This window comes from Vibrio cincinnatiensis (genome assembly GCF_022113815.1).
In the GTDB taxonomy this organism is placed as follows: domain Bacteria; phylum Pseudomonadota; class Gammaproteobacteria; order Enterobacterales; family Vibrionaceae; genus Vibrio; species Vibrio cincinnatiensis_A.
On sequence record NZ_SGOM01000005.1, the window covers coordinates 67,909 to 90,121 of the forward strand.

At 45.4% G+C, this 22,213-nt stretch carries 35 protein-coding genes and 1 pseudogene; 4 read left to right on the plus strand and 32 right to left on the minus strand.

Annotation, left to right across the window (positions count from 1 at the left end; all coding sequences use genetic code 11):
* Positions 1–3 precede the first annotated feature (3 nt).
* Positions 4–777 (minus strand): annotated as a pseudogene (gene cobA / locus EXA13_RS08110) (uroporphyrinogen-III C-methyltransferase); the annotation flags it as partial.
* Between the two features lie 378 nt (positions 778–1,155).
* Here cobA and cpdB point away from each other — a divergent pair.
* Positions 1,156–3,132: a 2',3'-cyclic-nucleotide 2'-phosphodiesterase gene (gene cpdB, locus EXA13_RS08115; RefSeq protein ID WP_238132740.1), complete on the plus strand. Its 1,977-nt coding sequence runs from the start codon at positions 1,156–1,158 to the stop codon at positions 3,130–3,132.
* Positions 3,133–3,197: 65 nt separating this feature from the next.
* On the opposite strand, the gene dbpA is transcribed toward cpdB, so the two are convergent.
* Complete coding sequence (gene dbpA / locus EXA13_RS08120) at positions 3,198–4,580, minus strand: ATP-dependent RNA helicase DbpA (protein WP_238132741.1); 1,383 nt, start codon at positions 4,578–4,580, stop codon at positions 3,198–3,200.
* A gap of 170 nt (positions 4,581–4,750) precedes the next feature.
* Between dbpA and EXA13_RS08125 the strand changes: the two genes are divergently transcribed.
* Entirely contained in the window at positions 4,751–5,209 is a 459-nt protein-coding gene (locus EXA13_RS08125; protein WP_238132742.1) for a GNAT family N-acetyltransferase, read from the plus strand.
* 6 nt (positions 5,210–5,215) lie between these two features.
* Here EXA13_RS08125 and EXA13_RS08130 read toward each other — a convergent pair whose 3' ends face one another.
* Entirely contained in the window at positions 5,216–5,815 is a 600-nt protein-coding gene (locus tag EXA13_RS08130; RefSeq protein WP_238132743.1) for a LysM-like peptidoglycan-binding domain-containing protein, read from the minus strand.
* 230 nt (positions 5,816–6,045) lie between these two features.
* On the opposite strand from EXA13_RS08130, the gene EXA13_RS08135 reads away from it, so the two are divergent.
* The gene (locus EXA13_RS08135) at positions 6,046–6,666 is read left to right on the plus strand and encodes an FKBP-type peptidyl-prolyl cis-trans isomerase (protein WP_238132744.1); all 621 of its coding nucleotides are present in this window, start codon (positions 6,046–6,048) and stop codon (positions 6,664–6,666) included.
* Positions 6,667–6,837: 171 nt separating this feature from the next.
* Positions 6,838–7,329 carry a DUF2780 domain-containing protein gene (locus EXA13_RS08140; protein WP_238132745.1) on the plus strand — a complete coding sequence of 164 codons (492 nt, stop codon included), beginning with the start codon at positions 6,838–6,840 and terminating at the stop codon, positions 7,327–7,329.
* A gap of 131 nt (positions 7,330–7,460) precedes the next feature.
* Here the strand turns inward: EXA13_RS08140 and rplQ are convergent, their stop codons facing one another.
* The 29 genes from rplQ to rlmB form a co-directional block, all read right to left on the minus strand.
* Positions 7,461–7,841: a 50S ribosomal protein L17 gene (gene rplQ, locus EXA13_RS08145; protein WP_005383141.1), complete on the minus strand. Its 381-nt coding sequence runs from the start codon at positions 7,839–7,841 to the stop codon at positions 7,461–7,463.
* A 26-nt stretch (positions 7,842–7,867) separates the two neighbouring features.
* The gene (locus tag EXA13_RS08150) at positions 7,868–8,860 is read right to left on the minus strand and encodes a DNA-directed RNA polymerase subunit alpha (protein WP_238132746.1); all 993 of its coding nucleotides are present in this window, start codon (positions 8,858–8,860) and stop codon (positions 7,868–7,870) included.
* A 24-nt stretch (positions 8,861–8,884) separates the two neighbouring features.
* Positions 8,885–9,505: a 30S ribosomal protein S4 gene (gene rpsD, locus EXA13_RS08155; RefSeq protein ID WP_078926676.1), complete on the minus strand. Its 621-nt coding sequence runs from the start codon at positions 9,503–9,505 to the stop codon at positions 8,885–8,887.
* Between the two features lie 27 nt (positions 9,506–9,532).
* A complete protein-coding gene (rpsK, locus tag EXA13_RS08160) occupies positions 9,533–9,922 on the minus strand; it encodes a 30S ribosomal protein S11 (RefSeq protein WP_001118870.1) in 390 nt (129 codons plus the stop codon).
* Between the two features lie 19 nt (positions 9,923–9,941).
* Positions 9,942–10,298, minus strand: coding sequence for a 30S ribosomal protein S13 (gene rpsM / locus EXA13_RS08165; protein WP_004394544.1), 357 nt, complete (start codon positions 10,296–10,298; stop codon positions 9,942–9,944).
* Between the two features lie 148 nt (positions 10,299–10,446).
* Positions 10,447–10,560, minus strand: a complete 114-nt coding sequence (rpmJ, locus tag EXA13_RS08170; RefSeq protein ID WP_000868186.1) for a 50S ribosomal protein L36 — start codon at positions 10,558–10,560, stop codon at positions 10,447–10,449.
* A gap of 38 nt (positions 10,561–10,598) precedes the next feature.
* Positions 10,599–11,933 (minus strand): preprotein translocase subunit SecY, encoded by a 1,335-nt coding sequence (secY, locus tag EXA13_RS08175; RefSeq protein ID WP_238132747.1) that lies wholly within the window; start codon positions 11,931–11,933, stop codon positions 10,599–10,601.
* Positions 11,934–11,953: 20 nt separating this feature from the next.
* The gene (gene rplO, locus EXA13_RS08180; RefSeq protein WP_078926678.1) at positions 11,954–12,388 is read right to left on the minus strand and encodes a 50S ribosomal protein L15; all 435 of its coding nucleotides are present in this window, start codon (positions 12,386–12,388) and stop codon (positions 11,954–11,956) included.
* 5 nt (positions 12,389–12,393) lie between these two features.
* Complete coding sequence (gene rpmD, locus EXA13_RS08185; RefSeq protein ID WP_078926679.1) at positions 12,394–12,570, minus strand: 50S ribosomal protein L30; 177 nt, start codon at positions 12,568–12,570, stop codon at positions 12,394–12,396.
* A 6-nt stretch (positions 12,571–12,576) separates the two neighbouring features.
* Positions 12,577–13,080: a 30S ribosomal protein S5 gene (gene rpsE, locus EXA13_RS08190; RefSeq protein WP_078926680.1), complete on the minus strand. Its 504-nt coding sequence runs from the start codon at positions 13,078–13,080 to the stop codon at positions 12,577–12,579.
* Between the two features lie 14 nt (positions 13,081–13,094).
* Positions 13,095–13,448, minus strand: coding sequence for a 50S ribosomal protein L18 (gene rplR, locus EXA13_RS08195; protein WP_078926681.1), 354 nt, complete (start codon positions 13,446–13,448; stop codon positions 13,095–13,097).
* Positions 13,449–13,457: 9 nt separating this feature from the next.
* Positions 13,458–13,991 carry a 50S ribosomal protein L6 gene (gene rplF, locus EXA13_RS08200; protein ID WP_238132748.1) on the minus strand — a complete coding sequence of 178 codons (534 nt, stop codon included), beginning with the start codon at positions 13,989–13,991 and terminating at the stop codon, positions 13,458–13,460.
* A 17-nt stretch (positions 13,992–14,008) separates the two neighbouring features.
* Positions 14,009–14,401 carry a 30S ribosomal protein S8 gene (gene rpsH, locus EXA13_RS08205; protein ID WP_099610466.1) on the minus strand — a complete coding sequence of 131 codons (393 nt, stop codon included), beginning with the start codon at positions 14,399–14,401 and terminating at the stop codon, positions 14,009–14,011.
* A 29-nt stretch (positions 14,402–14,430) separates the two neighbouring features.
* Positions 14,431–14,736: a 30S ribosomal protein S14 gene (rpsN, locus tag EXA13_RS08210; protein WP_099610467.1), complete on the minus strand. Its 306-nt coding sequence runs from the start codon at positions 14,734–14,736 to the stop codon at positions 14,431–14,433.
* A 17-nt stretch (positions 14,737–14,753) separates the two neighbouring features.
* Positions 14,754–15,293 carry a 50S ribosomal protein L5 gene (gene rplE / locus EXA13_RS08215; RefSeq protein WP_238132749.1) on the minus strand — a complete coding sequence of 180 codons (540 nt, stop codon included), beginning with the start codon at positions 15,291–15,293 and terminating at the stop codon, positions 14,754–14,756.
* A 22-nt stretch (positions 15,294–15,315) separates the two neighbouring features.
* A complete protein-coding gene (rplX, locus tag EXA13_RS08220; RefSeq protein WP_078926686.1) occupies positions 15,316–15,633 on the minus strand; it encodes a 50S ribosomal protein L24 in 318 nt (105 codons plus the stop codon).
* Between the two features lie 13 nt (positions 15,634–15,646).
* Complete coding sequence (gene rplN / locus EXA13_RS08225) at positions 15,647–16,018, minus strand: 50S ribosomal protein L14 (protein WP_004394532.1); 372 nt, start codon at positions 16,016–16,018, stop codon at positions 15,647–15,649.
* A gap of 160 nt (positions 16,019–16,178) precedes the next feature.
* Positions 16,179–16,433 carry a 30S ribosomal protein S17 gene (gene rpsQ / locus EXA13_RS08230; RefSeq protein WP_238132750.1) on the minus strand — a complete coding sequence of 85 codons (255 nt, stop codon included), beginning with the start codon at positions 16,431–16,433 and terminating at the stop codon, positions 16,179–16,181.
* Positions 16,433–16,624 carry a 50S ribosomal protein L29 gene (gene rpmC / locus EXA13_RS08235; protein WP_000647192.1) on the minus strand — a complete coding sequence of 64 codons (192 nt, stop codon included), beginning with the start codon at positions 16,622–16,624 and terminating at the stop codon, positions 16,433–16,435. Before rpmC ends, rpsQ begins: the two co-directional genes overlap by 1 nt.
* Complete coding sequence (rplP, locus tag EXA13_RS08240; RefSeq protein ID WP_004394529.1) at positions 16,624–17,034, minus strand: 50S ribosomal protein L16; 411 nt, start codon at positions 17,032–17,034, stop codon at positions 16,624–16,626. The genes rpmC and rplP overlap by 1 nt, the downstream gene beginning before the upstream one ends.
* Before the next feature lie 11 nt (positions 17,035–17,045).
* Positions 17,046–17,744: a 30S ribosomal protein S3 gene (gene rpsC / locus EXA13_RS08245; protein ID WP_004394527.1), complete on the minus strand. Its 699-nt coding sequence runs from the start codon at positions 17,742–17,744 to the stop codon at positions 17,046–17,048.
* Positions 17,745–17,763: 19 nt separating this feature from the next.
* Positions 17,764–18,096, minus strand: coding sequence for a 50S ribosomal protein L22 (rplV, locus tag EXA13_RS08250; RefSeq protein ID WP_238132878.1), 333 nt, complete (start codon positions 18,094–18,096; stop codon positions 17,764–17,766).
* A gap of 10 nt (positions 18,097–18,106) precedes the next feature.
* Positions 18,107–18,385, minus strand: coding sequence for a 30S ribosomal protein S19 (rpsS, locus tag EXA13_RS08255; protein WP_004394525.1), 279 nt, complete (start codon positions 18,383–18,385; stop codon positions 18,107–18,109).
* Between the two features lie 20 nt (positions 18,386–18,405).
* On the minus strand, positions 18,406–19,230 hold the full coding sequence (gene rplB, locus EXA13_RS08260) for a 50S ribosomal protein L2 (protein WP_238132751.1): 825 nt from the start codon (positions 19,228–19,230) through the stop codon (positions 18,406–18,408).
* Between the two features lie 16 nt (positions 19,231–19,246).
* Positions 19,247–19,549 carry a 50S ribosomal protein L23 gene (gene rplW / locus EXA13_RS08265; protein WP_004394523.1) on the minus strand — a complete coding sequence of 101 codons (303 nt, stop codon included), beginning with the start codon at positions 19,547–19,549 and terminating at the stop codon, positions 19,247–19,249.
* Positions 19,546–20,148 (minus strand): 50S ribosomal protein L4, encoded by a 603-nt coding sequence (rplD, locus tag EXA13_RS08270; RefSeq protein WP_078926691.1) that lies wholly within the window; start codon positions 20,146–20,148, stop codon positions 19,546–19,548. The genes rplW and rplD overlap by 4 nt, the downstream gene beginning before the upstream one ends.
* 16 nt (positions 20,149–20,164) lie before the next feature.
* A complete protein-coding gene (rplC, locus tag EXA13_RS08275) occupies positions 20,165–20,794 on the minus strand; it encodes a 50S ribosomal protein L3 (protein WP_238132752.1) in 630 nt (209 codons plus the stop codon).
* Between the two features lie 14 nt (positions 20,795–20,808).
* Positions 20,809–21,120, minus strand: coding sequence for a 30S ribosomal protein S10 (gene rpsJ / locus EXA13_RS08280; protein WP_001181007.1), 312 nt, complete (start codon positions 21,118–21,120; stop codon positions 20,809–20,811).
* A gap of 351 nt (positions 21,121–21,471) precedes the next feature.
* The gene (gene rlmB / locus EXA13_RS08285; protein ID WP_238132753.1) at positions 21,472–22,212 is read right to left on the minus strand and encodes a 23S rRNA (guanosine(2251)-2'-O)-methyltransferase RlmB; all 741 of its coding nucleotides are present in this window, start codon (positions 22,210–22,212) and stop codon (positions 21,472–21,474) included.
* Position 22,213 lies beyond the last annotated feature (1 nt).

The window sequence follows — 22,213 nt, forward strand, 5'->3', positions numbered from 1 at the left end:
GGGTTAGGCGTATTGATAGTGAGACGAGTGAACCGAACGTTCACCAAACCAAGCCAGTTTGTCAGCCAAAGAGACCACCTCACCAATGACAATTAAAGCCGGAGATTGAGCCTGAGCCGCCAATTGTGGTAACGCTCTCAGAGTTCCTCGCTGTACTTGCTGCGAGCGCTGAGTCCCTCGTTCGATGATAGCGATCGGGGTGCTGTCGCTTCTTCCATGCTTTATTAACTGCTGAGCGATAAACTGGGATTTCATCAATCCCATATAAATCACTAAAGTCTGCTGACCACGAGCTAATGTGGACCAATCCATTTCGTCTGCGGTTTCATTTTTAAGATGACCGGTAATAAAAACGGCAGATTGCGCATAATCACGGTGAGTAAGAGGAATGCCAGCATAGGCCGTGGCTCCTGCAGCAGCAGTAATCCCGGGGATAACCTGAAAAGAAATTCCAGCATCAACCAAGGCTTCGAGCTCTTCTCCCCCACGTCCAAAAATAAAAGGGTCTCCCCCTTTCATACGTACTACTCGATAACCTGACTGAGCAAAATCCACCAATAGCTGGTTGGTTTTCTCTTGTGGCACACTATGGTGACCAGCACGTTTTCCGACACAAACCAATATGGTGTCAGAAGGGATTAAGCACATGATTTCATCGGACACCAAGTAGTCATAAAGAATGACATCGGCCTGCTGAAGATAGTTGAAGGCTTTAATTGTCAATAATTCAGGATCACCGGGACCGGCTCCCACGAGTGCCACTTCTCCAGGTTGTAATGGGTTACCTGAAAAACGGGTAAAAGGATGCGATGATGCCCCCCCCTCTAATGCCACTAATGGAGTGGAGGGAGTAAACCCGCTATTAACGCTCTGTGAACCCGCCATATTTGTTATCCATCACTCAATCGATAATAGGCATTATGAGCAGTTCCATTTATTACCTGAAATTCTAAAATTTCATTTTTTATACTAAAAGCTGATAAGAGAGAAATTCACAAGAAAATTCTTTACCTGAAAAATCGGCGAGCGGATCACCTCACCTCTAAAATATAAATAAATCACACTTTGTGATGTATCAAGCTTCTTGTTGCATAGCTATTTGATACATTTGCCCGAGTTGCGTTTTATCTCCCATTCAATAGATAGGAACTCCCCATGAATTCACCACTCAAGCCTCTTTCTGTCGCGCTTTTAGGTGGGCTGCTGAATCTGGCTGGCCCAGCAATGGCTGAAACCATTCAATTACGAATCATAGAAACGACGGATATTCATACCAATTTGATGGATTATGATTACTACAAAGACAAACCATCTCAACAACTGGGCTTGGCACGAGCGGCCAGTTTAGTCAAACAAGCCAGAGCTGAAGTGAGTAATGCCGTATTGGTCGATAATGGCGATTTAATTCAAGGTAGCCCAATGGGGGATTACATCGCGGCCAAAGGCATTACGAAAGGAGAAATTCACCCCGCTTACAAAGCCATGAATCAACTGGGCTATGATGTGGGTAATGTGGGTAACCATGAATTTAACTACGGTTTAACCTTTCTTCGTCAAGCGATCGCGGGGGCTGAGTTTCCTTATGTAAATGCGAATGTATTTGACCAAGCTACAGGTCAACACTATTTCACGCCTTACCTAATAAAAAATCATACCTTTACAGATAACGACGGCAATCAACACCTTGTTAAGGTTGGATATATTGGCTTTGTGCCTCCTCAAATCATGGTATGGGATAAGAAAAATTTACAAGGGAAGGTTTTCACTAAAGATATTAAGCAGACCGCGCAACAGTTAATACCTCAGATGCGGCAAGAAGGTGCCGAGGTGATCATCGCCATTCCTCATTCAGGCGTATCCGCCGATCCTTATCAGAGTGGCGCTGAAAATTCGGTGTACTATCTCACCCAAGTTGAAGGTATTGATGCCATTACATTTGGCCATTCACATGCTGTTTTTCCAAGTAAAGACTTTGCTCAATTGCCCGGTGCTGATATTAATCAAGGAACAATCAATGGCATTGCTGCGGTCATGCCCGGCCGCTGGGGCAGTCATGTAGGTGTCATTGATCTCACGTTAGATAATACACAAGGAAAATGGCAAGTCGTTCAAAGTCAATCCCAAGCCCGCCCAATCTTTGACAAGCAGAGCAATACCGCCTTAGCCAAAGCCGATACTGGAATCGTGAAAGCCCTTGCAGAAGATCATCAAGCAACCCGTCAGTTTGTCAATCAACCCATCGGCCAGGCTGATGATGTGATGTATAGCTTTTTAGCGCTCGTGCAAGATGATCCCACGGTTCAAATAGTAAATCTCGCACAGAAAGATTACGTTGAACGCTTTATCCAAGGTGACCCCTCATTAGATGGGCTACCAGTGCTTTCTGCTGCTGCACCATTTAAAGTGGGAGGACGCAAAGATGATCCCAATGGTTTTACTGAAGTGGAAGCGGGGCAATTAACGTTTCGTAACGCCGCCGATCTCTACCTTTACCCTAATACTTTGGTCGCATTAAAGATGACCGGAAAAGAGGTCAAAGAGTGGTTAGAATGCAGCGCCGGTCAATTTAACCAAATTGATCCAACCCGAAGTACCCCTCAATCACTGATTAATTGGGATGGTTTTCGCACCTATAATTTTGATGTAATCGATGGTGTAAACTACCAAATTGATATCACACAACCGGCTAAATACAACGGTGAATGCCAAGTTATCAATGAGAATGCAGAACGTATTGTTGGACTCTCTTTCCAAGGAAAGCCTATCGATAAACAGCAGATCTTTTTGGTCGCAACCAATAACTATCGTGCATACAGCAATAAATTTGCAGGTACAGGCGCAGAGCATGTCGCTTTTGATTCCCCCGATGAAAATCGCACCGTTGTCGCCAGCTACATTTATCTCATCAGCCAAGAGAAAGGGCACGTAACCCCAAGTGCCGATAATAACTGGTCATTTGCGCCCATTCGAACCCATACCCCGTTAGACATTCGCTTTGAAACCGCTCCCAGTGAAAAAGCGGCACAATTTATAAAAAATAACGGCCAATATCCCATGAGTTATATCAGCACGGATGACGCGGGTTTTGCCGTCTATCGAGTCGACCTCACAGCACAAACTCAAGCAAACTAAGATGAGTGCTGACTAATAACGACAAAAGCCAGTGCTCTGCACTGGCTTTTCTTGGCGACTTCAGGCTATTTCAATAGACGCGCTCGAAATTGGCGGCCTTTAATTTTTCCGTTACTCAATTTTTGCAGCGCCAGCTTGGCCACCTTTTTATTGACCGCAACATAGGCACGCATAGGTAATACGTTAATTTTACCAATATGCTCAGCCGCTATCTGCCCTTCCGCAGTTAATGCTCCCAGAATATCTCCTGGGCGTACTTTTTGCTTTTTCCCGCCATCAATCTGTAACGTCACCATTTTTGCGACATAAGGTTGAGCCTGAGGATTCGCCTCGGGAAGCGTTGCAGCCTCAATCGGCATATCCAGATACTCATCAATCATAGCAACTCGATGCATCTCTTTATCGCTAAAGAAACTAAAGGCTAACCCTTTACTGCCCGCTCGCCCAGTTCGTCCAATGCGATGCACATGCACTTCTGGATCACGAGAGAGCTCAAAGTTAACCACGGCATCTAAATTATCCACATCCAAACCACGCGCAGCCACATCGGTTGCGACCAAAATGGAGATACTTTTATTAGAAAATTGAATCAGAGCTTGGTCACGCTCTCGTTGCTCTAAATCACCGTGCAGTTCAACGACACTAAACCCTTTATGATGCAGCTCATCCGCCACACTTTGTACTTCTTTTTTGGTATTACAAAAAACGACCGCCGATTCCGGTTGATGATGCAACAACAACAACTCAAGCGCTTGATCTCTCGCTTGAGTTCCTTCGACTTTATAAAAGAATTGCTGAATACTAGAAGTATTATGCGTCGATTCCACTTTCACCATTTCAGGCTCGCGCATAATACGCTGAGCAATGTGTTTGATCTGAGTGGGGAATGTCGCACTAAAGAGTAAGGTTTGACGTGAAATGGGGGTTTCATTGATGATCGCATCTAACGATTCCTGAAATCCCATTTCGAGCATGCGATCAGCTTCGTCTAATACCAACGTATTGAGCTCTGACAGATCAATTCGTCCTTTCTCTAGATGATCCAGAATTCGCCCCGGCGTCCCAACCAAAATATGAGCACCATGTTCCAGTGAACCAATCTGTGGCCCCATGGGCATGCCGCCACATAAAGTCAGCACTTTAATATTATGAATCGCACGGCCTAGAGTACGAATTTCAGTCGCAACTTGATCCGCTAACTCTCGGGTTGGACACAAGACCAAGGCTTGTACCCGAAAGCGTTTCACATTTAGGTTCGATAACACCCCCAAACCAAACGCCGCGGTTTTCCCTGACCCCGTTTTTCCTTGCCCGATGACATCCTTACCCGCCAAAATGCTTGGTAAGCTTAATGCTTGAATTGGCGTCATTTGGGTATAACCCAATGTAGCGAGGTTCGAAAGAAGGTCTGGCTTTAAATTAATCGTAGAAAAAGAGGTATTACTCAAGGAAGCGTCCTTTGTTAGACGAAAGAAGAACCGCCTATTATCGCTATTTTTCCTCAGACCACCAGCCAATATTGAGCTACGATGGCTCTTTGCATACGATTATGTAAAACCAATCCTTCCTTTAACCAGACGTTCATTATATAAAATGAATAAAGACAAGGAGTTAACCGATGTACACTTGGCAATGCCGTTCGTTTAACGAACTCACGACAGAGCAACTTTATGAATTATTGAAACTACGAGTAGATATTTTTGTGGTTGAACAACAGTGTCCTTACCCTGAATTGGATGACAAAGATCGCATAGCCGAAACGTGGCACTTAATGGGTTATGATCAACAACAATTAGTCGCTTGTGCTCGCCTACTTCCCCCAGGAGTTAGCTACCCAAGTGCCAGTATTGGTCGAGTCGCTATTGCACAAAACGCCCGAGGAAAAGGCCTTGCGCATCAGTTACTAGAACAAGCACTGATGCACTGTGCCCAACATTGGCCGGAGCAAGCCATAGAAATTGGTGCACAAACCTACCTCACCCACTTCTACGCCCAATTCGGATTTATTCCGACATCGGAAAGCTATTTAGAAGATGGCATTGCTCATATTGATATGAAAAAATCACCCACCCAATGATGACTATTATTTACTACGCCCAAACCCACCATCAGACAGACGAAAAAACATCACTGATTGGTTGTTTTTTTCTAACTGAAGGATATCTAACTGACCATCAGCCGTCAGCTTAAAGCGAATTAATTGCCCTTGTTGAATCTGACTCAGCGGTTTATCACCACCTTCAATCTGCACTAATGCATTGAGATCCGCCATCGATAAATCATTACGGCGAAATACTTGGGATAGGGTATCCCCTTGCTGAACAATATACTCTTGCCAAGCTTTCTCCACCGTAGGGGGGGATAGTTCTTTATTCTGTTCACTTAATCCTTGAGTATTCACCGCAATTGGCACCCGTTGATGAGTCGGTTTGGATGACTCTTTAGGAGCAGGCGATTCAGTGGATGGCCATGGGGCCAATAGTAGAATGACAACCAGGGGAATTAATACCATCAACGCTCTTTGGTGATAAATCGGTAAGCGCTGCCAAAAGGCTCCCCAACGCTTAATATTGGTGTGTTCGGCGAAACGCTGGAATATATTTTGCCACTCAATGGCTAACCACTGACGCTTCATCGATGCAAAGTAATCGGTTTGCTGTTTTTTCTTATGTCGGCGATTCATTTCTATCCGTCCCTAAAATGCTTGGTACAGTATAAAAACTCACGTGCCAAGAGTATAGAGCATGGCCTTGCTTCTACCAAAGGTTGACACAATCTTGAAGTTTTTTCTCTTAGATCCTGCGATAACTCACACCTTAGCACCTTTATAACAGGATTTTCTGGCAAGCATTTCATCCAACCTCTGAAACTGGTATTCTGTCGGCTTTCTTTTTGTGACAAAGAGTGACACTTATGTCTGACGTAAAATTTGAAACCGTAGAACAAAAAGCCAGTTATGGCATTGGTCTACAAATGGGCCAGCAATTGGCAGGTAGTGGTCTGGAAGGCCTAAATGTTGATGCGATTGCGGCCGGTATCGCCACCGCTTTAGTGGGTGAAATGCCAGCGATTGAAATTGATGAAATCAATCAAGCACTACAAGCTATTCACATGCGTGCAGAAGAAGCTCGCCAAGCATCAGCAAAAATGGCCGCTGCCGAAGGTGAAAGCTTTTTAAAAGATAATGCGCTACGTCCAGAAGTGACCGTTTTAGAATCAGGTCTACAATACGAAATTATCAATGAAGGTACTGGTGAAGTACCAAGCGCAGATAAATCTGTTCGTGTTCATTACCATGGTGAACTCACCGATGGTACGGTATTTGATAGTTCAGTCTCTCGCGGTCAACCCGCTGAATTCCCAGTAACAGGAGTCATCAAAGGTTGGGTTGAAGCTCTACAGCTGATGCCTGTTGGTTCCAAATGGAAATTATACATCCCTCACGACCTTGCTTATGGTGAACGTGGTGCCGGTGCTGCAATTCCTCCATTTGCTGCTCTTGTCTTTGAAGTTGAGCTACTGGATATTCTATAAGTTTCACTTAATACCAATTTCCAGCGGTGCATTGCGCCGCTTTTTTTATCATCAGTTCATTTCCCCAGCGAACCACAGAAAAACAGGTGAGCCTCGGATACTTTGCTAAACTCATTGCAACAGTACACTCCTATTTTCAAACCAAACCTTTCATCTGGGATTTCATTAACTATGAAACAAACTCTCATCACATCACTGATTCTATCAGCCATGATTAGTAGCCCGAACAGTTGGGCATTCCTGAAATTAGATAGCAACAATCACCAAGATATTGCCTCTTTGGTAAATAGTAATTTATTGGAAATCAAAGAGCATTCAGCTCTGGTTGATCAAATAAAAACACAATTACCAATTTCTGAACAACAAGCTAGCGGGGGAATCGCCGCCCTATTCGCCTTAGCCAATAACCAATTAACCGAAAGTCATCAAACTGAATTAAGCCATGTAATCCCCTCATTGGATACATTCACCCAACTAGGACTTTCACCAACCGGAACATCGCCCTCCTCGCTCACAACTCTCGAAGAGGTTAATGAAGTATTTAATCAGTTAGGTCTTGATTCCAGCATGGTGGAACAATTTGCCCCTGTACTCCTGCAATATTTAACTCAACAAAATGCAGGTACAGATTTATTACAGACGTTACAAGGGTTGTGGCATTAACAGACACAAAGAGGGAAAGTGAAGGATTAAGCGCTCAAGGACACAATCATTAAATATTCGTTGCGGTAGAATATGAATAACGATCCAATAAAAAAGCCGAGCAAATGCTCGGCTTTTTATTCGCGAACTGATTACTCAGCGGCTTCTTCAGCAGCTGGGCGATCAACAAGCTCAATGTAAGCCATTGGAGCTTTATCACCAGCACGGAAGCCAGCTTTTAGGATACGCGTATAACCGCCCTGACGAGCAGCAAAACGTGGACCAAGTTCGTTAAATAGTTTTGCAACAACTTCGTTATCACGAGTACGTGCAAATGCTAGACGACGGTTAGCAACACTGTCAGTCTTAGCTAATGTAATCAAAGGCTCAACGACGCGACGCAGCTCTTTCGCTTTTGGCAAAGTAGTCTTGATAACTTCATGACGTACTAAAGAGCTAGCCATGTTGCTGAACATCGCTTTGCGATGACTGCTGTTGCGGTTGAGTTGACGACCACTCTTACGATGGCGCATGACCAAATCCTTCTAACTAATATCGATTAATCTTCAGCGATGGACGCTGGCGGCCAGTTTTCTAGGCGCATGCCCAGAGACAAGCCACGTGATGCAAGCACGTCTTTAATCTCAGTAAGAGATTTCTTACCAAGGTTAGGCGTTTTAAGTAGCTCAACCTCAGTGCGCTGTACTAGATCACCGATGTAGTGAATCGCTTCTGCTTTCAGACAGTTAGCAGAGCGAACTGTTAGTTCAAGATCGTCTACAGGACGCAGTAGGATCGGATCGGATTCAGGCTTCTCTTCCTTCTCCTCAGGAACGCGTACATCACGAAGATCTACGAACGCATCCAATTGTTCAGCAAGAATTGTTGCTGCACGACGGATAGCTTCCTCAGGTTCAAGAGTACCGTTCGTTTCCATATCGATAACGAGTTTGTCTAAGTCAGTACGTTGCTCAACACGAGCGGCATCAACAGAGTAGGCAATTTTGTCTACAGGGCTGAATGTTGCATCGACAAGCAAACGACCGATAGGACGTTCATCTTCTTCGGTATGAATACGAGCAGAAGCAGGAACATAACCACGACCACGTTCCACTTTAATACGCATAGCGATTTCAGCGTTGTCACTGGTTAAGTGACAGATAACGTGTTCAGGGTTTACGATCTCTACATCACCGTCATGGGTGATGTCACCTGCAACCACAGGGCCCGAGCCTGATTTGTTTAATGTAATGAACACTTCATCTTTATTCTCGCCTAAGCGAACCGCCAGCCCTTTCAGGTTAAGGAGTATCTCAAGGATATCTTCCTGAACGCCTTCTTTAGTGCTGTACTCATGAAGTACGCCTTCAATTTCTACCTCTGTTACGGCACAACCCGGCATAGAAGATAGAAGAATTCGGCGAAGTGCATTACCAAGAGTATGGCCGAAACCACGCTCTAATGGCTCAAGAGTTACTTTTGCGTGTGTCGTGCTAATCTGTTCGATATCAACAAGACGTGGCTTAAGAAATTCTGTTACAGAACCCTGCATTGTGTCCTCTCTTTAGTTTAAACCTTACTTAGAGTAAAGCTCGACGATCAATTGTTCGTTGATGTCAGCTGATAGATCAGAACGTTCAGGCAAACGCTTGAATGTACCTTCCATCTGGCTTGCATCTACTTCAATCCAAGTTGGTTTTTCGCGTTGTTCTGCAACTTCTAGAGCTGCTTTGATGCGAGATTGCTTTTTCGCTTTCTCACGGATTGCAACAACGTCGTTAGCCGCAACATTGAAAGAAGGTACGTTTACAACGTTACCGTTGACTAGGATAGCTTTGTGGCTAACCAATTGACGTGCTTCCGCGCGAGTTGCGCCAAAGCCCATACGGTAAACAACATTGTCTAGACGACCTTCAAGAAGCATAAGTAGGTTCTCACCTGTGTTGCCTTTTAGGCGAGCTGCTTCTTTGTAGTAGTTACGGAATTGTTTTTCTAGAACGCCATAGATACGACGAACTTTTTGCTTCTCACGAAGCTGAACGCCATACTCAGATAGACGACCGCGACGAGCGCCGTGTACACCTGGTGCGTTATCGATTTTACACTTGGTATCAATCGCACGAACGCCTGACTTAAGGAACAAGTCAGTACCTTCGCGGCGGCTAAGCTTCAGCTTAGGACCCAAATATCTTGCCATGATCTTTCTCCAATGTTCCCAGAAACGTTAAACGCGACGTTTCTTAGGTGGACGACAACCGTTATGAGGGATTGGTGTCGCATCAACGATGTTTGTGATACGGAAACCAGCAGCGTTCAGTGCGCGAACAGTAGACTCACGACCTGGACCTGGACCCTTAACCATAACCTCAAGGTTCTTTAGGCCATATTCTTTAGCCATTTCAGCACAACGCTCAGCAGCAACCTGTGCAGCGAACGGTGTTGATTTACGAGAACCGCGGAAACCTGAACCACCAGCAGTAGCCCAAGCTAATGCGTTACCTTGACGGTCAGTGATGGTTACGATTGTGTTGTTGAAAGATGCGTGGATATGCGCTACGCCATCAGCAACTTGCTTGCGTACGCGCTTACGAGCGCGTGTTGGTTGTTTAGCCATTGTACTCTACCCTTCCCGACTATTTCTTGATCGGCTTACGCGGACCCTTACGGGTGCGAGCATTGGTTTTAGTACGCTGTCCACGTAGTGGTAGACTGCGACGATGACGAAGACCACGATAACAACCAAGGTCCATAAGACGCTTGATGTTCATGGAAACTTCACGACGAAGATCACCCTCTACAGTGTATTTAGCTACACCATCACGCAGTTGATCGATCTGCTCTTCAGTTAGTTCACTGATCTTAACACTTTCAGCAATACCCACATCAGCTAGAATAGCTTTTGAGCGGGTTTTACCAATACCGTAAATCGCAGTCAGAGCGATTACAGCATGTTTTTGATCAGGAATGTTAATGCCTGCTATACGGGCCACTATGCACTCCTAGTACTTTCTATAAAGAATTATCCGCAGCAAAGCCCGTCGAGGATACGCTGCGGGATACTACTTCTTTTGCACGCAAAAGGTAGGCCGAGGAATATACTCGACCAACCTTTAATTTTCAAGTAAAAATTTCTGCTTATTAGCCTTGGCGCTGCTTGTGCTTTGGCTCACTGCAAATCACGCGAACGACACCGTTACGCTTGATAACTTTACAGTTACGGCAGATTTTTTTAACGGAAGCACGAACTTTCATTGCTAAACTCCGTAAATCTAACTTAAATGGCGACCGTATTAACGGCCATAGCCTTTTAAATTTGCCTTTTTCAACACAGAATCATATTGATTTGACATCAAATGAGTCTGTACCTGTGCCATAAAGTCCATGATTACTACAACGACAATCAGTAATGATGTACCGCCAAAGTAGAAACGTACGTTCCATGCGACCATCATGAACTCAGGGATCAGACAGATAAAGGTAATATACAAAGCACCCGCTAAGGTTAACCGTGTCATCACTTTATCAATATATTTTGCAGTCTGCTCACCTGGGCGGATACCGGGTACGAATGCACCAGACTTCTTCAGGTTATCTGCTGTTTCACGTGGGTTAAATACCAACGCCGTATAGAAGAAACAGAAGAAAATAATCGCTGCTGCATAAAGCATTACATACAGGGGCTGACCAGGGCTTAAAGCTAAAGACACATCAGTTAACCAACCAAGTGTACTGCTTTCACCATTCTGACCAAACCACTGCGCTAATGTTCCAGGGAACAAAATAATACTTGATGCGAAAATTGCAGGAATTACCCCAGCCATATTAATTTTCAACGGCAAGTGAGTACTTTGTGCTGCAAATACCTTACGCCCTTGTTGACGCTTCGCGTAGTTGACAACGATACGACGCTGACCACGCTCCATGAAAACAACGAAATAGATAACAGCAAAAGCTAACACTGCAATTAACAGCAGAAGAAGCACATGCAGTTCACCTTGACGCGCTTGCTCGATCGTTTGTCCGATTGCTTTTGGCAAACCAGCAACAATACCTGCAAAAATCAGAATGGAGATACCATTCCCAATCCCTCGCTCTGTAATTTGTTCACCTAACCACATTAAAAACATAGTACCGGTTACTAAACTCACGGTGGCAATCAGGGTAAACATGGTTTGGTCGATAACAACCAGATTGTTGACCATGTTTGGTAAGCCTGTTGCAATACCTATCGCTTGGAATGTTGCAAGTACAAGCGTGCCGTAGCGCGTATATTGGCTGATCTTACGACGGCCTGCTTCACCCTCTTTCTTGAGCTCGGCTAACGCTGGATGAACTACAGTCAGCAACTGGACAACAATTGATGCCGAAATATACGGCATGATACCCAGTGCGAATATAGATGCACGCTCAAGAGCACCACCAGAGAACATATTAAACATTTCAATGATGGTGCCTTTTTGCTGTTCGAACAAATCGGCAAGTACAGCAGCGTCAATACCAGGAATCGGCACAAAAGAGCCTGCTCGGAATACTAAAAGTGCACCAATTACGAATAATAAGCGCGACTTTAGCTCACCTAAGCCGCTCTGAGCACTACGAAAATCTTGTCCTGGTTTCTTAGCCATCTGTACCTCAATCCTCGAGATTATTCCTCGATTTTACCGCCTGCAGCTTCGATTGCAGCTTTAGCGCCTTTAGTCACGCGTAGACCTTTCACAGTCACTGCTTTGTTGATCTCGCCAGAAAGAACTACCTTCACGAATTCGATGTTTTTAGTAACAACGTTCGCTGCCTTCAAGCTATTAAGATCAACAACATCACCTGTTACTTTCGCTAGCTCAGCTAGACGAACTTCAGCTGTCACTAGGCTCTTACGAGAAGTGAAACCGAATTTAGGTAGACGTTGTTTTAATGGCATTTGACCGCCTTCAAAACCTGGACGAACGCTGCCGCCAGAACGTGACTTTTGACCTTTGTGACCACGGCCACCTGTTTTACCAAGGCCAGAACCGATACCACGACCTAAACGCTTCTTAGAAGGTTTAGAACCCGCAGCCGGTGATAGAGTATTCAAAAACATTATGATTACTCCTCAACTTTAACCATGTAGTGAACCTTGTTGATCATACCGCGTACGCACGCTGTATCTTCAAGTTCCACTGTATGGTTGATTTTACGAAGACCTAAACCGCGCAAAGTAGCTTTATGCTTTGGCAGGCGACCAATTGAGCTTTTAGTTTGAGTTACTTTAATAGTTGCCATGTGTTCTTACTCCGAAATCGCTTCAACAGTTAGACCACGTTTAGCTGCAACCATTTCAGGTGACTTAACATCTACTAAAGCGTCGATCGTTGCACGAACGATGTTGATAGGGTTTGTTGAACCGTATGCTTTAGATAAAACGTTATGTACACCAGCAACTTCAAGTACTGAACGCATCGCACCACCGGCGATAACACCTGTACCTTCTGCAGCTGGCTGCATGTAAACTTTAGAGCCCGAGTGGCGACCTTTCACTGGATGGTGAAGAGTGCCTTCGTTAAGCGCGATAGTAACCATGTTACGACGTGCTTTTTCCATTGCTTTTTGAATCGCAGCAGGTACTTCACGAGCTTTGCCGTAACCGAAACCTACACGACCATTACCGTCACCAACAACTGTTAGTGCAGTGAAGCTCATGATTCGACCACCTTTAACCGTTTTAGAAACACGGTTAACAGCGATTAATTTTTCTTGCAAATCATTCGCTTGAACTTGTTGTTCTTTAGCCATCTTCCAACCCTACCTTAGAATTTCAGACCAGCTTCGCGAGCAGATTCTGCTAGCGCGGCTACTCGACCGTGGTATTGGAAACCAGAACGATCAAATGCAACTGACGATACGCCTTTTTCTAGCGCACGCTCAGCAACAGCTTTACCTACTGCTTTTGCTGCATCGATGTTACCAGTATTCTTCACTTGCTCACGGATCGCTTTTTCTACAGTAGAAGCTGCGGCGATAACCTCAGAGCCATTAGCTGCAATCACTTGAGCGTACACGTGACGAGGAGTACGGTGTACTACTAGGCGAGTTGCACCCAGTTCTGCAATCTTACGACGTGCGCGTGTAGCACGACGGATGCGAGATGCTTTCTTATCCATAGTGTTACCTTACTTCTTCTTAGCTTCTTTAGTACGCACATTTTCATCTGCGTAACGAATACCTTTGCCTTTATAAGGCTCAGGCGCGCGGTAAGAACGAATGTCAGCCGCAACCTGACCAACTTCTTGCTTATCGCAACCAGTTAGGACAATTTCAGTTTGGGTTGGACATTCGGCTTTAACACCCGCTGGCAACTCGTGCTCAACTGGGTGAGAGAAGCCTAGAGTTAGACCTACAGCGTTGCCTTTGATAGCAGCACGGTAACCTACACCCTTAAGAACGAGCTTCTTAGTAAAGCCTTCAGTAACACCAACAACCATGTTGTTCACTAGAGCGCGAGCAGTACCTGCTTGAGCCCAAGCGTTTGCGATACCCTCACGAGGACCGAACGTTAGGTTGTTTTCTTCCTGTGCGACCACTACGCCATTGTGAATAACGCGAGTTAATTCACCTTTAGCGCCTTTAATAGTGATCTCTTGGCCGTTTAGTTTCACCTCTACGCCAGCTGGAATAGCGACAGGTGCTTTAGCAACACGAGACATGTTCTACTCCTATTAAATTAAGCTACGTAGCAAATGATTTCACCGCCAAGACCTGCTTTGCGAGCAGCGCGGTCTGACATCAGACCCTTGGAAGTGGAAATAACAGCAACACCAAGACCGCCCATCACTGATGGAAGCTCATCTTTCTTCTTGTAAACACGAAGACCTGGACGAGAAACGCGTTTGATTTGCTCAATTACTGGTTTTGCTTGGAAATACTTAAGCGTAATTTCCAGCTCAGGTTTTGCTTCGCCTTCAACAGCGAAGTCTGCGATGTAACCTTCAGCTTTAAGTAGTGCAGCAATTGCAACTTTAAGCTTTGAAGAAGGCATTTTTACAGCAACTTTATTTGCTGCCTGACCGTTACGAATACGGGTCAGCATATCCGAAATCGGATCTTGCATGCTCATAGACTATACTCCAAATGATTAAGTGGCAATTACCAGCTAGCCTTACGAAGTCCAGGAATCTCGCCTTTCATGCAAGCTTCACGAACTTTGATACGGCTTAGACCGAATTTACGTAGGTAACCGTGTGGACGACCAGTTTGGTTGCAACGGTTGCGCTGACGTGATGCACTTGAATCACGTGGAAGAGTTTGCAGTTTAAGAACCGCATTCCAACGATCTTCTTCTGATGCGTTTACATCGCTGATGATAGCTTTAAGCGCTGCACGCTTTTCTGCGTACTGAGCTACGAGCTTGGCACGTTTAACTTCACGTGCTTTCATTGATTGTTTAGCCATAACAGTAACCCTTCACCTTACTTACGGAATGGGAAGTTAAAGGCAGCCAGCAGAGCACGGCCTTCCTCATCGGTACTAGCAGACGTCGTGATAGTGATATCAAGACCGCGTACACGATCGACTTTATCGTAGTCGATTTCCGGAAAGATGATTTGCTCGCGAACGCCCATGCTGTAGTTACCGCGTCCGTCAAAAGACTTAGCGCTAACACCGCGGAAATCGCGTACACGTGGTAGAGCGATAGAAATCAAACGCTCTAGAAAATCCCACATGCGTTCGCCACGCAAGGTTACTTTACAACCGATTGGGTAGCCTTCACGGATTTTGAAACCAGCAACAGATTTGCGTGCTTTAGTGATAAGTGGCTTTTGACCAGAGATGGTCGCCATATCAGAAGCTGCATTTTCTAGTAGTTTCTTATCGTTGATAGCTTCACCAACGCCCATATTGAGGGTGATTTTCTCAATTCTAGGGACTTGCATGACGCTTGTGTAACCGAACTGTTTGGCCAGTTCAGCGACTACAGACGACTTGTAGTAATCATGCAGTTTCGCCATAGTAGAACTCCAAATTACTCTATTAGTTAGAAACGATTTCGCCGTTAGATTTGAAGAAACGAACTTTTTTGCCGTCTTCAAAACGGAAACCGATACGGTCCGCTTTACCAGTTGCTGCGTTAAAGATTGCAACGTTAGAAGCATCAATTGCCGCTTCTTGTTCAACGATGCCACCTTGTTGACCTAGAGCCGGAACTGGCTTTTGGTGTTTTTTAACAAGGTTGATACCTTCAACGATAACTTTACCGGTTGCGAGAACCTTAGTTACTTTACCTTTCTTGCCTTTGTCTTTCCCAGCAAGAACGATCACTTCGTCATTACGACGGATTTTAGCTGCCATTGTTTGCCGCTCCTTACAGAACTTCAGGTGCTAGTGACACAATCTTCATGAATTTCGCGTTACGAAGTTCACGAGTCACTGGACCAAAGATACGTGTACCGATTGGTTGCTCAGTATTGTTGTTAAGCAATACGCAAGCATTTCGGTCGAAGCGAATGACAGAACCGTCTGGACGACGTACGCCTTTACGGGTGCGAACTACCACTGCCTTCAATACATCACCTTTTTTTACTTTACCGCGAGGAATTGCTTCTTTCACAGTAACTTTGATGATGTCGCCCACATGGGCGTAACGACGGTGAGAGCCACCCAGAACCTTAATACACATTACGCTGCGAGCGCCTGAGTTATCAGCTGCGTCCAGCATACTTTGCATTTGGATCATGTTAGTGCTCCGCTAAATATTAAAAAAACTAGACCCATCTCGGGTCGGGCTGCCTCTTTAAAGGGACGCGAATTGTACCACCCTTTTTTGTGATTGGGTAGTCAAAAAACAAGCGGCCCCAAAAATAATTGGGGCCGCTGTATTCGCATCAAAAGCTCAATTAGATTTTCGCTTTTTCTACTACTTTTACCAATGTCCAAGACTTAGTCTTAGACAGTGGACGACACTCACGGATTTCAACAGTGTCGCCAATGCCACACTCGTTGCTTTCATCATGTGCGTGTACTTTAGTCGTGCGTCGAACGAATTTACCGTAGATTGGGTGCTTCACGAAACGCTCGATAGCAACAACGATAGACTTGTCCATCTTGTCACTAACAACACGACCTTGTTGGGTACGAATTTTGTCGCTCATTATGCGCCTGCCTTCTCAGTCAAAACAGTTTTCACACGTGCGATATCACGGCGGACAGCTTTCAGAGTATGAGTTTGCTGTAGTTGACCAGTGGCAGCTTGCATGCGCAAGTTGAACTGTTCTTTCAGCAAATTCAATAGCTCAGAGTTAAGCTCTTCAACGCTTTTTTCGCGTAGATCTTGTGCTTTCATCACATCACCTGCTTAGTTACAAATGTAGTCTTGAATGGCAGTTTACGTGCCGCTAGGCGGAACGCTTCACGAGCCAATTCTTCAGGTACACCATCAACTTCGTACATTACCTTGCCAGGTTGGATTTGGGCTACCCAGTACTCAACGTTACCTTTACCCTTACCTTGACGAACTTCAAGTGGTTTTTCTGTGATTGGTTTGTCTGGGAACACACGGATCCAGATTTTACCTTGACGCTTAATATGACGCGTCATCGCACGACGTGCCGCTTCGATTTGACGAGCAGTTAGACGACCACGGCCTACAGCTTTCAAACCAAAGGTGCCGAAGCTGACTTCAGTACCTTTTGCTAGGCCACGGTTACGACCTGTATGAACCTTGCGGAACTTAGTACGTTTAGGTTGTAGCATCTGTCTACTCCTTACTTACGGCCTTTACGCTGCTTCTTAGGCTTGTCAGCCTTTGGCTCTACTGCGTTAGCAGCTGGCATACCGCCTAGAATCTCACCTTTGAAGATCCAAACTTTAACGCCGATTACACCATAGGTGGTGTGAGCCGAAGAAGTTGCGTAATCAATGTCAGCACGAAGAGTGTGTAGAGGCACGCGGCCTTCACGATACCACTCAGAACGTGCAATTTCAGCACCGCCTAGACGGCCACTTACTTCCACTTTGATACCTTTAGCGCCTAGGCGCATTGCGTTTTGTACTGCGCGCTTCATCGCACGACGGAACATAACGCGACGCTCTAGTTGAGACGCGATGCTATCAGCCACTAATTGACCGTCTAGCTCAGGTTTACGTACCTCAGAAATATTGATCTGAGCTGGTACACCTGCAATTTTAGCTACAGCTGCGCGTAGCTTCTCAACGTCTTCACCTTTCTTACCGATAACTACGCCTGGACGAGCAGTGTGAATAGTCACACGAATGCTTTTTGCAGGACGCTCGATAACGATGCGTGATAAAGACGCTTTTGCCAATTCCTTAGTAAGGTATTGACGTACCTTGAAGTCGCCGTCTAGGTTGTCAGCGAAATCTTTGGTATTAGCAAACCATGTAGCATTCCAAGGCTTAACGATGCCTAGACGAATACCATTTGGATGTACTTTCTGACCCATTGCTTACTCTCCTAGTCTCTTAGCGATCTGCGACAACCACAGTAATGTGGCTTGAACGCTTCAAGATACGGTCCGCACGGCCTTTAGCACGAGGCATAATACGCTTCATGATAGGGCCCTCATCTACGAAGATTTTAGCGACACATAGATCGTCGATGTCAGCACCTTCGTTGTGCTCCGCGTTAGCGATTGCTGACTCAAGAACTTTCTTAATCAGATCAGCCGCTTTTTTGTTGCTGAATGTTAGAAGTTCTAGAGCTTGGTCTACTGACTTACCACGAATTTGATCTGCAACTAAGCGAGCTTTCTGAGGCGAAATGCGAGCAAAGTTATGTTTAGCGAATGCTTCCATCATCTACTCCTTAACGCTTCTTAGCTTTCTTATCCGCAGCATGGCCACGGTAAGTGCGAGTTGGGGCAAATTCACCCAGTTTGTGACCGATCATCTCGTCAGTTACGAAAACTGGAACGTGTTGACGACCATTATGGACAGCGATGGTCAAACCGATCATTGTAGGAATGATCATTGAACGACGGGACCAAGTCTTAATAGGCTTTTTGTCTCCGCTTTCCACCGCTTTCTCTACCTTCTTCAGCAAGTGTAGGTCAATAAATGGACCTTTCTTGAGAGAACGTGGCATGGCTTATCCTCTTAAATAGATTACTTAGTGCGACGACGTACGATGTACTTGTCGGTGCGTTTGTTTTTACGGGTCTTGAAGCCTTTCGTTGGCATACCCCATGGAGATACTGGATGACGGCCACCAGAAGTACGACCTTCACCACCACCATGTGGGTGATCAACAGGGTTCATTACCACACCGCGAACGGTAGGACGAACACCACGCCAACGGCTAGCACCCGCTTTACCTAGTTCACGCAGCATGTGCTCAGAGTTGCCAACTTCACCGATTGTTGCACGGCCTTCAGCAAGTACTTTGCGCGTTTCACCAGAGCGTAGACGGATAGTAACATAAGCACCATCACGCGCTACAAGTTGTGCATAAGCGCCCGCAGAACGAGCTACTTGCGCACCTTTACCCGGAGTCAATTCAACGTTATGAATGGTTGAACCTACTGGGATATTGCGCATAGGCAAAGCATTACCTGCTTTGATTGGCGCATCAACACCAGACTGGATAACATCTCCAGCTTTGATGCCTTTAGGTGCAATGATGTAACGACGCTCACCGTCTGCATACAGAACTAGAGCAATATTTGCGCTACGGTTTGGATCGTATTCTAGACGTTCAACTTTCGCTGGGATACCGTCTTTAGTACGTTTGAAATCAATCAAACGATAGTGTTGTTTGTGACCACCACCGATGTGACGTACTGTGATACGACCGTTGTTATTACGACCACCATTCTTAGAGTTTTTCTCTAGAAGAGGGGCGTAAGGCTTACCCTTGTGTAGGTCAGCGTTAACAACTTTAACAACGTGACGACGACCAGCCGAAGTCGGCTTACATTTAACAATAGCCATTTTTCAACTACTCCTGTTATTCCGCGCCGCCAACAAAGTCAAGATCTTGACCTTCTTTCAAAGTAACGTACGCTTTCTTCACGTCTGAACGACGGCCTTGGCGTAGACCTTGACGCTTGGTCTTACCCTTAAGAATAAGAGTATTTACAGACTTAACTTCAACTTCAAATAGCTTTTCTACAGCTGCTTTGATCTCTTTTTTAGTGGCATCTTTTGCTACTTTAAAAACGATAGTGTTCGCTTTTTCAGCAGCCATGGTTGCTTTTTCAGAGATGTGCGGTGCACGTAGAACTTTTAGTAGACGCTCTTCACGGATCATGCCAGCATCTCCTCAACTTGCTTAACTGCAGCAGCAGTCATTAGAACCTTGTCAAATGCGATGAGGCTAACTGGATCAATACCAGCAACGTCACGCACGTCAACTTTGTATAGGTTACGAGCAGCTAAGAATAGATTTTCGTCTACTTCGCCAGTAACGATAAGAACATCGTTAAGCTCAAGTTCTTTAAGCTTAGCTACTAGCTCTTTTGTTTTTGGTGCTTCAACTGAGAAGTTATCAACAACGATTAAACGCTCTTGACGAACAAGCTCAGAAAGAATGCTTTTCATAGCACCACGGTACATTTTTTTGTTTACTTTAACGCTGTGATCTTGTGGTTTCGCAGCAAAAGTAACACCACCTGTACGCCAGATTGGGCTACGGATTGTACCAGCACGTGCACGGCCAGTACCTTTTTGACGCCATGGCTTAGCGCCACCGCCAGAAACTTCTGAACGTGTCTTTTGAGCACGAGTACCTTGACGAGCACCTGCTGCATAAGCAACAACTACTTGGTGTACAAGAGCTTCGTTGAACTCACGTCCGAAAGTAGTTTCGGAAACAGTTAGTGCGTTAGCACCTTTAACCATCAATTCCATTACTTACTCCTAGACGTTATGCTTTAACAGCTGGTTTGACGATCACGTTAGCGCCAGTTGCACCTGGGACTGCACCTTTAATAAGAAGCAGATTGCGCTCAGCGTCAACACGTACGATCTCTAGGTTTTGAGTCGTTACACGCTCAGCACCCATGTGACCTGCCATTTTTTTGCCTTTAAATACGCGACCTGGAGTTTGACATTGGCCAATTGAACCCGGTGCACGGTGAGACAAAGAGTTACCGTGAGTCATATCTTGAGTGCGGAAGTTCCAGCGCTTAACAGCACCTTGGAAGCCTTTACCCTTCGATGTACCAGTAACGTCTACTTTCTTAATTTCGTTGAACAGTTCAACCGTTAGTTCAGCACCAACTTCGAACTCTTCGCCGTTTTCTAAACGGAATTCCCAAAGACCGCGACCAGCTTCAACACCTGCTTTCGCAAAGTGACCTGCTTCTGGTTTAGTTACGCGGCTAGCTTTCTTAGCACCAGCAGTTACTTGGATTGCAGCATAGCCGTCAGTCTCAAGAGTTTTCACTTGAGAAACACGGTTCGCTTCAACCTCAACAACAGTTACTGGGATAGAAACGCCTTCTTCAGTAAATACGCGGGTCATACCCACTTTACGTCCGACTAGACCAATCATTCTTCTAATCTCCCTTAACCTAGGCTGATTTGCACATCAACACCAGCAGCAAGATCAAGACGCATTAATGCATCTACAGTCTTGTCAGTGGGTTCAACGATGTCGATCAGACGCTTGTGAGTACGAATTTCGTACTGGTCACGTGCATCTTTGTTTACGTGTGGAGAGATAAGAACAGTGAAACGCTCTTTACGAGTAGGTAGTGGGATTGGACCACGAACCTGTGCGCCGGTACGCTTAGCTGTTTCAACGATTTCCGCAGTAGAAGCATCGATCAGTTTATAATCGAAAGCTTTAAGGCGGATACGGATGCGTTGGTTCTGCATGAGACAGAGCTCCAATAAGTAAAAATTACACAAACAATATCGCCATTCGAACCTGCTAAAGCGGGTGAATGCCGATTGATTTATGTGAAACCGTAGTACCCGGATTGGGCACATTGTCAGCTAATTAAATTAACCAAAGCTAATCATATTAACTGCGAACATAAGCTGAGTATACGTTACCTCACTTGCGTTACCACAAGCTTGCTCCTCGCTGCTCATTGGTTCACAACTGGCTTAACCAGTGGGGCTGCATTATACAGATCACAGATTCTCTTGCAAGGGGTGTTTGAAAAATAAACGAACAGAAGTAAGAAGAAGGCCAAAGGATTGTGTGCTTGGCCTTCCTATTTATTATTTGATATTGCGCTGACGAACCGCTTCAAACAAGCAAATGCCAGTGGCAACAGAGACATTGAGGCTCGATACACTGCCTGCCATTGGGATTTTAATCAAATCATCACAGGTTTCACGCGTTAAACGGCGCATGCCATCTCCTTCCGCTCCCATTACAATCGCTAATGGCCCTGTCAATTTGCTTTGATAGATATCATGGGTCGCTTCACCCGCGGTTCCCACAAACCAAACGCCTAGTTCTTGCAATGCACGCATTGTACGAGCCAAGTTTGTCACACGAACTAAAGGGACAGTTTCGGCTGCGCCACATGCCACTTTACTAACAGTTGCCGTCATTGGAGCAGATTTGTCTTTAGGGACAATTACTGCAGCAACGCCTGCGGCATCAGCATTACGTAAACAAGCCCCCAAGTTATGTGGGTCGGTCACCCCATCAAGCACTAATAGCAAAGGCTGTTCATGTTGACTAAGAATCTCCTCTAAGTCATGTTCATTGAGCGCTTTTGCTGGTCGAACTTTGGCAATCACACCTTGATGATTCGCCCCTTGTGCTTTGTCATCTAACGTTTTTCGCCCCATCTCCTGAATGGACACACCTAAGCGTAATAATTCATTTAATACAGGCAGTAACCTGTCATCTTGTCGACCTTTTAATACATACGCTTCGATGATACGCGCAGGGTCGCGCTGCATGACAGCGCTGACCGAGTGAATACCATAAATTAATTCGTTACTCATG

Coding starts and splice junctions, on each gene's coding strand:
- cpdB (WP_238132740.1), top strand. CDS start 1,156: ATGAATTCACCACTCAAGCCTCTTTCTGTCGCGCTTTTAGGTGGGCTG.
- EXA13_RS08125 (WP_238132742.1), top strand. CDS start 4,751: ATGTACACTTGGCAATGCCGTTCGTTTAACGAACTCACGACAGAGCAA.
- EXA13_RS08130 (WP_238132743.1), bottom strand. CDS start 5,815: ATGAATCGCCGACATAAGAAAAAACAGCAAACCGATTACTTTGCATCG.
- EXA13_RS08135 (WP_238132744.1), top strand. CDS start 6,046: ATGTCTGACGTAAAATTTGAAACCGTAGAACAAAAAGCCAGTTATGGC.
- EXA13_RS08140 (WP_238132745.1), top strand. CDS start 6,838: ATGAAACAAACTCTCATCACATCACTGATTCTATCAGCCATGATTAGT.
- rplQ (WP_005383141.1), bottom strand. CDS start 7,841: ATGCGCCATCGTAAGAGTGGTCGTCAACTCAACCGCAACAGCAGTCAT.
- EXA13_RS08150 (WP_238132746.1), bottom strand. CDS start 8,860: ATGCAGGGTTCTGTAACAGAATTTCTTAAGCCACGTCTTGTTGATATC.
- rpsD (WP_078926676.1), bottom strand. CDS start 9,505: ATGGCAAGATATTTGGGTCCTAAGCTGAAGCTTAGCCGCCGCGAAGGT.
- rpsK (WP_001118870.1), bottom strand. CDS start 9,922: ATGGCTAAACAACCAACACGCGCTCGTAAGCGCGTACGCAAGCAAGTT.
- rpmJ (WP_000868186.1), bottom strand. CDS start 10,560: ATGAAAGTTCGTGCTTCCGTTAAAAAAATCTGCCGTAACTGTAAAGTT.
- secY (WP_238132747.1), bottom strand. CDS start 11,933: ATGGCTAAGAAACCAGGACAAGATTTTCGTAGTGCTCAGAGCGGCTTA.
- rplO (WP_078926678.1), bottom strand. CDS start 12,388: ATGTTTTTGAATACTCTATCACCGGCTGCGGGTTCTAAACCTTCTAAG.
- rpmD (WP_078926679.1), bottom strand. CDS start 12,570: ATGGCAACTATTAAAGTAACTCAAACTAAAAGCTCAATTGGTCGCCTG.
- rpsE (WP_078926680.1), bottom strand. CDS start 13,080: ATGGCTAAAGAACAACAAGTTCAAGCGAATGATTTGCAAGAAAAATTA.
- rplR (WP_078926681.1), bottom strand. CDS start 13,448: ATGGATAAGAAAGCATCTCGCATCCGTCGTGCTACACGCGCACGTCGT.
- rplF (WP_238132748.1), bottom strand. CDS start 13,991: ATGTCTCGTGTTGCTAAAGCACCTGTCGCTATTCCAGCTGGCGTAGAG.
- rpsH (WP_099610466.1), bottom strand. CDS start 14,401: ATGAGCATGCAAGATCCGATTTCGGATATGCTGACCCGTATTCGTAAC.
- rpsN (WP_099610467.1), bottom strand. CDS start 14,736: ATGGCTAAACAATCAATGAAAGCACGTGAAGTTAAACGTGCCAAGCTC.
- rplE (WP_238132749.1), bottom strand. CDS start 15,293: ATGGCGAAACTGCATGATTACTACAAGTCGTCTGTAGTCGCTGAACTG.
- rplX (WP_078926686.1), bottom strand. CDS start 15,633: ATGGCAGCTAAAATCCGTCGTAATGACGAAGTGATCGTTCTTGCTGGG.
- rplN (WP_004394532.1), bottom strand. CDS start 16,018: ATGATCCAAATGCAAAGTATGCTGGACGCAGCTGATAACTCAGGCGCT.
- rpsQ (WP_238132750.1), bottom strand. CDS start 16,433: ATGAGCGACAAAATTCGTACCCAACAAGGTCGTGTTGTTAGTGACAAG.
- rpmC (WP_000647192.1), bottom strand. CDS start 16,624: ATGAAAGCACAAGATCTACGCGAAAAAAGCGTTGAAGAGCTTAACTCT.
- rplP (WP_004394529.1), bottom strand. CDS start 17,034: ATGCTACAACCTAAACGTACTAAGTTCCGCAAGGTTCATACAGGTCGT.
- rpsC (WP_004394527.1), bottom strand. CDS start 17,744: ATGGGTCAGAAAGTACATCCAAATGGTATTCGTCTAGGCATCGTTAAG.
- rplV (WP_238132878.1), bottom strand. CDS start 18,096: ATGGAAGCATTCGCTAAACATAACTTTGCTCGCATTTCGCCTCAGAAA.
- rpsS (WP_004394525.1), bottom strand. CDS start 18,385: ATGCCACGTTCTCTCAAGAAAGGTCCATTTATTGACCTACACTTGCTG.
- rplB (WP_238132751.1), bottom strand. CDS start 19,230: ATGGCTATTGTTAAATGTAAGCCGACTTCGGCTGGTCGTCGTCACGTT.
- rplW (WP_004394523.1), bottom strand. CDS start 19,549: ATGATCCGTGAAGAGCGTCTACTAAAAGTTCTACGTGCACCGCACATC.
- rplD (WP_078926691.1), bottom strand. CDS start 20,148: ATGGAATTGATGGTTAAAGGTGCTAACGCACTAACTGTTTCCGAAACT.
- rplC (WP_238132752.1), bottom strand. CDS start 20,794: ATGATTGGTCTAGTCGGACGTAAAGTGGGTATGACCCGCGTATTTACT.
- rpsJ (WP_001181007.1), bottom strand. CDS start 21,120: ATGCAGAACCAACGCATCCGTATCCGCCTTAAAGCTTTCGATTATAAA.
- rlmB (WP_238132753.1), bottom strand. CDS start 22,212: ATGAGTAACGAATTAATTTATGGTATTCACTCGGTCAGCGCTGTCATG.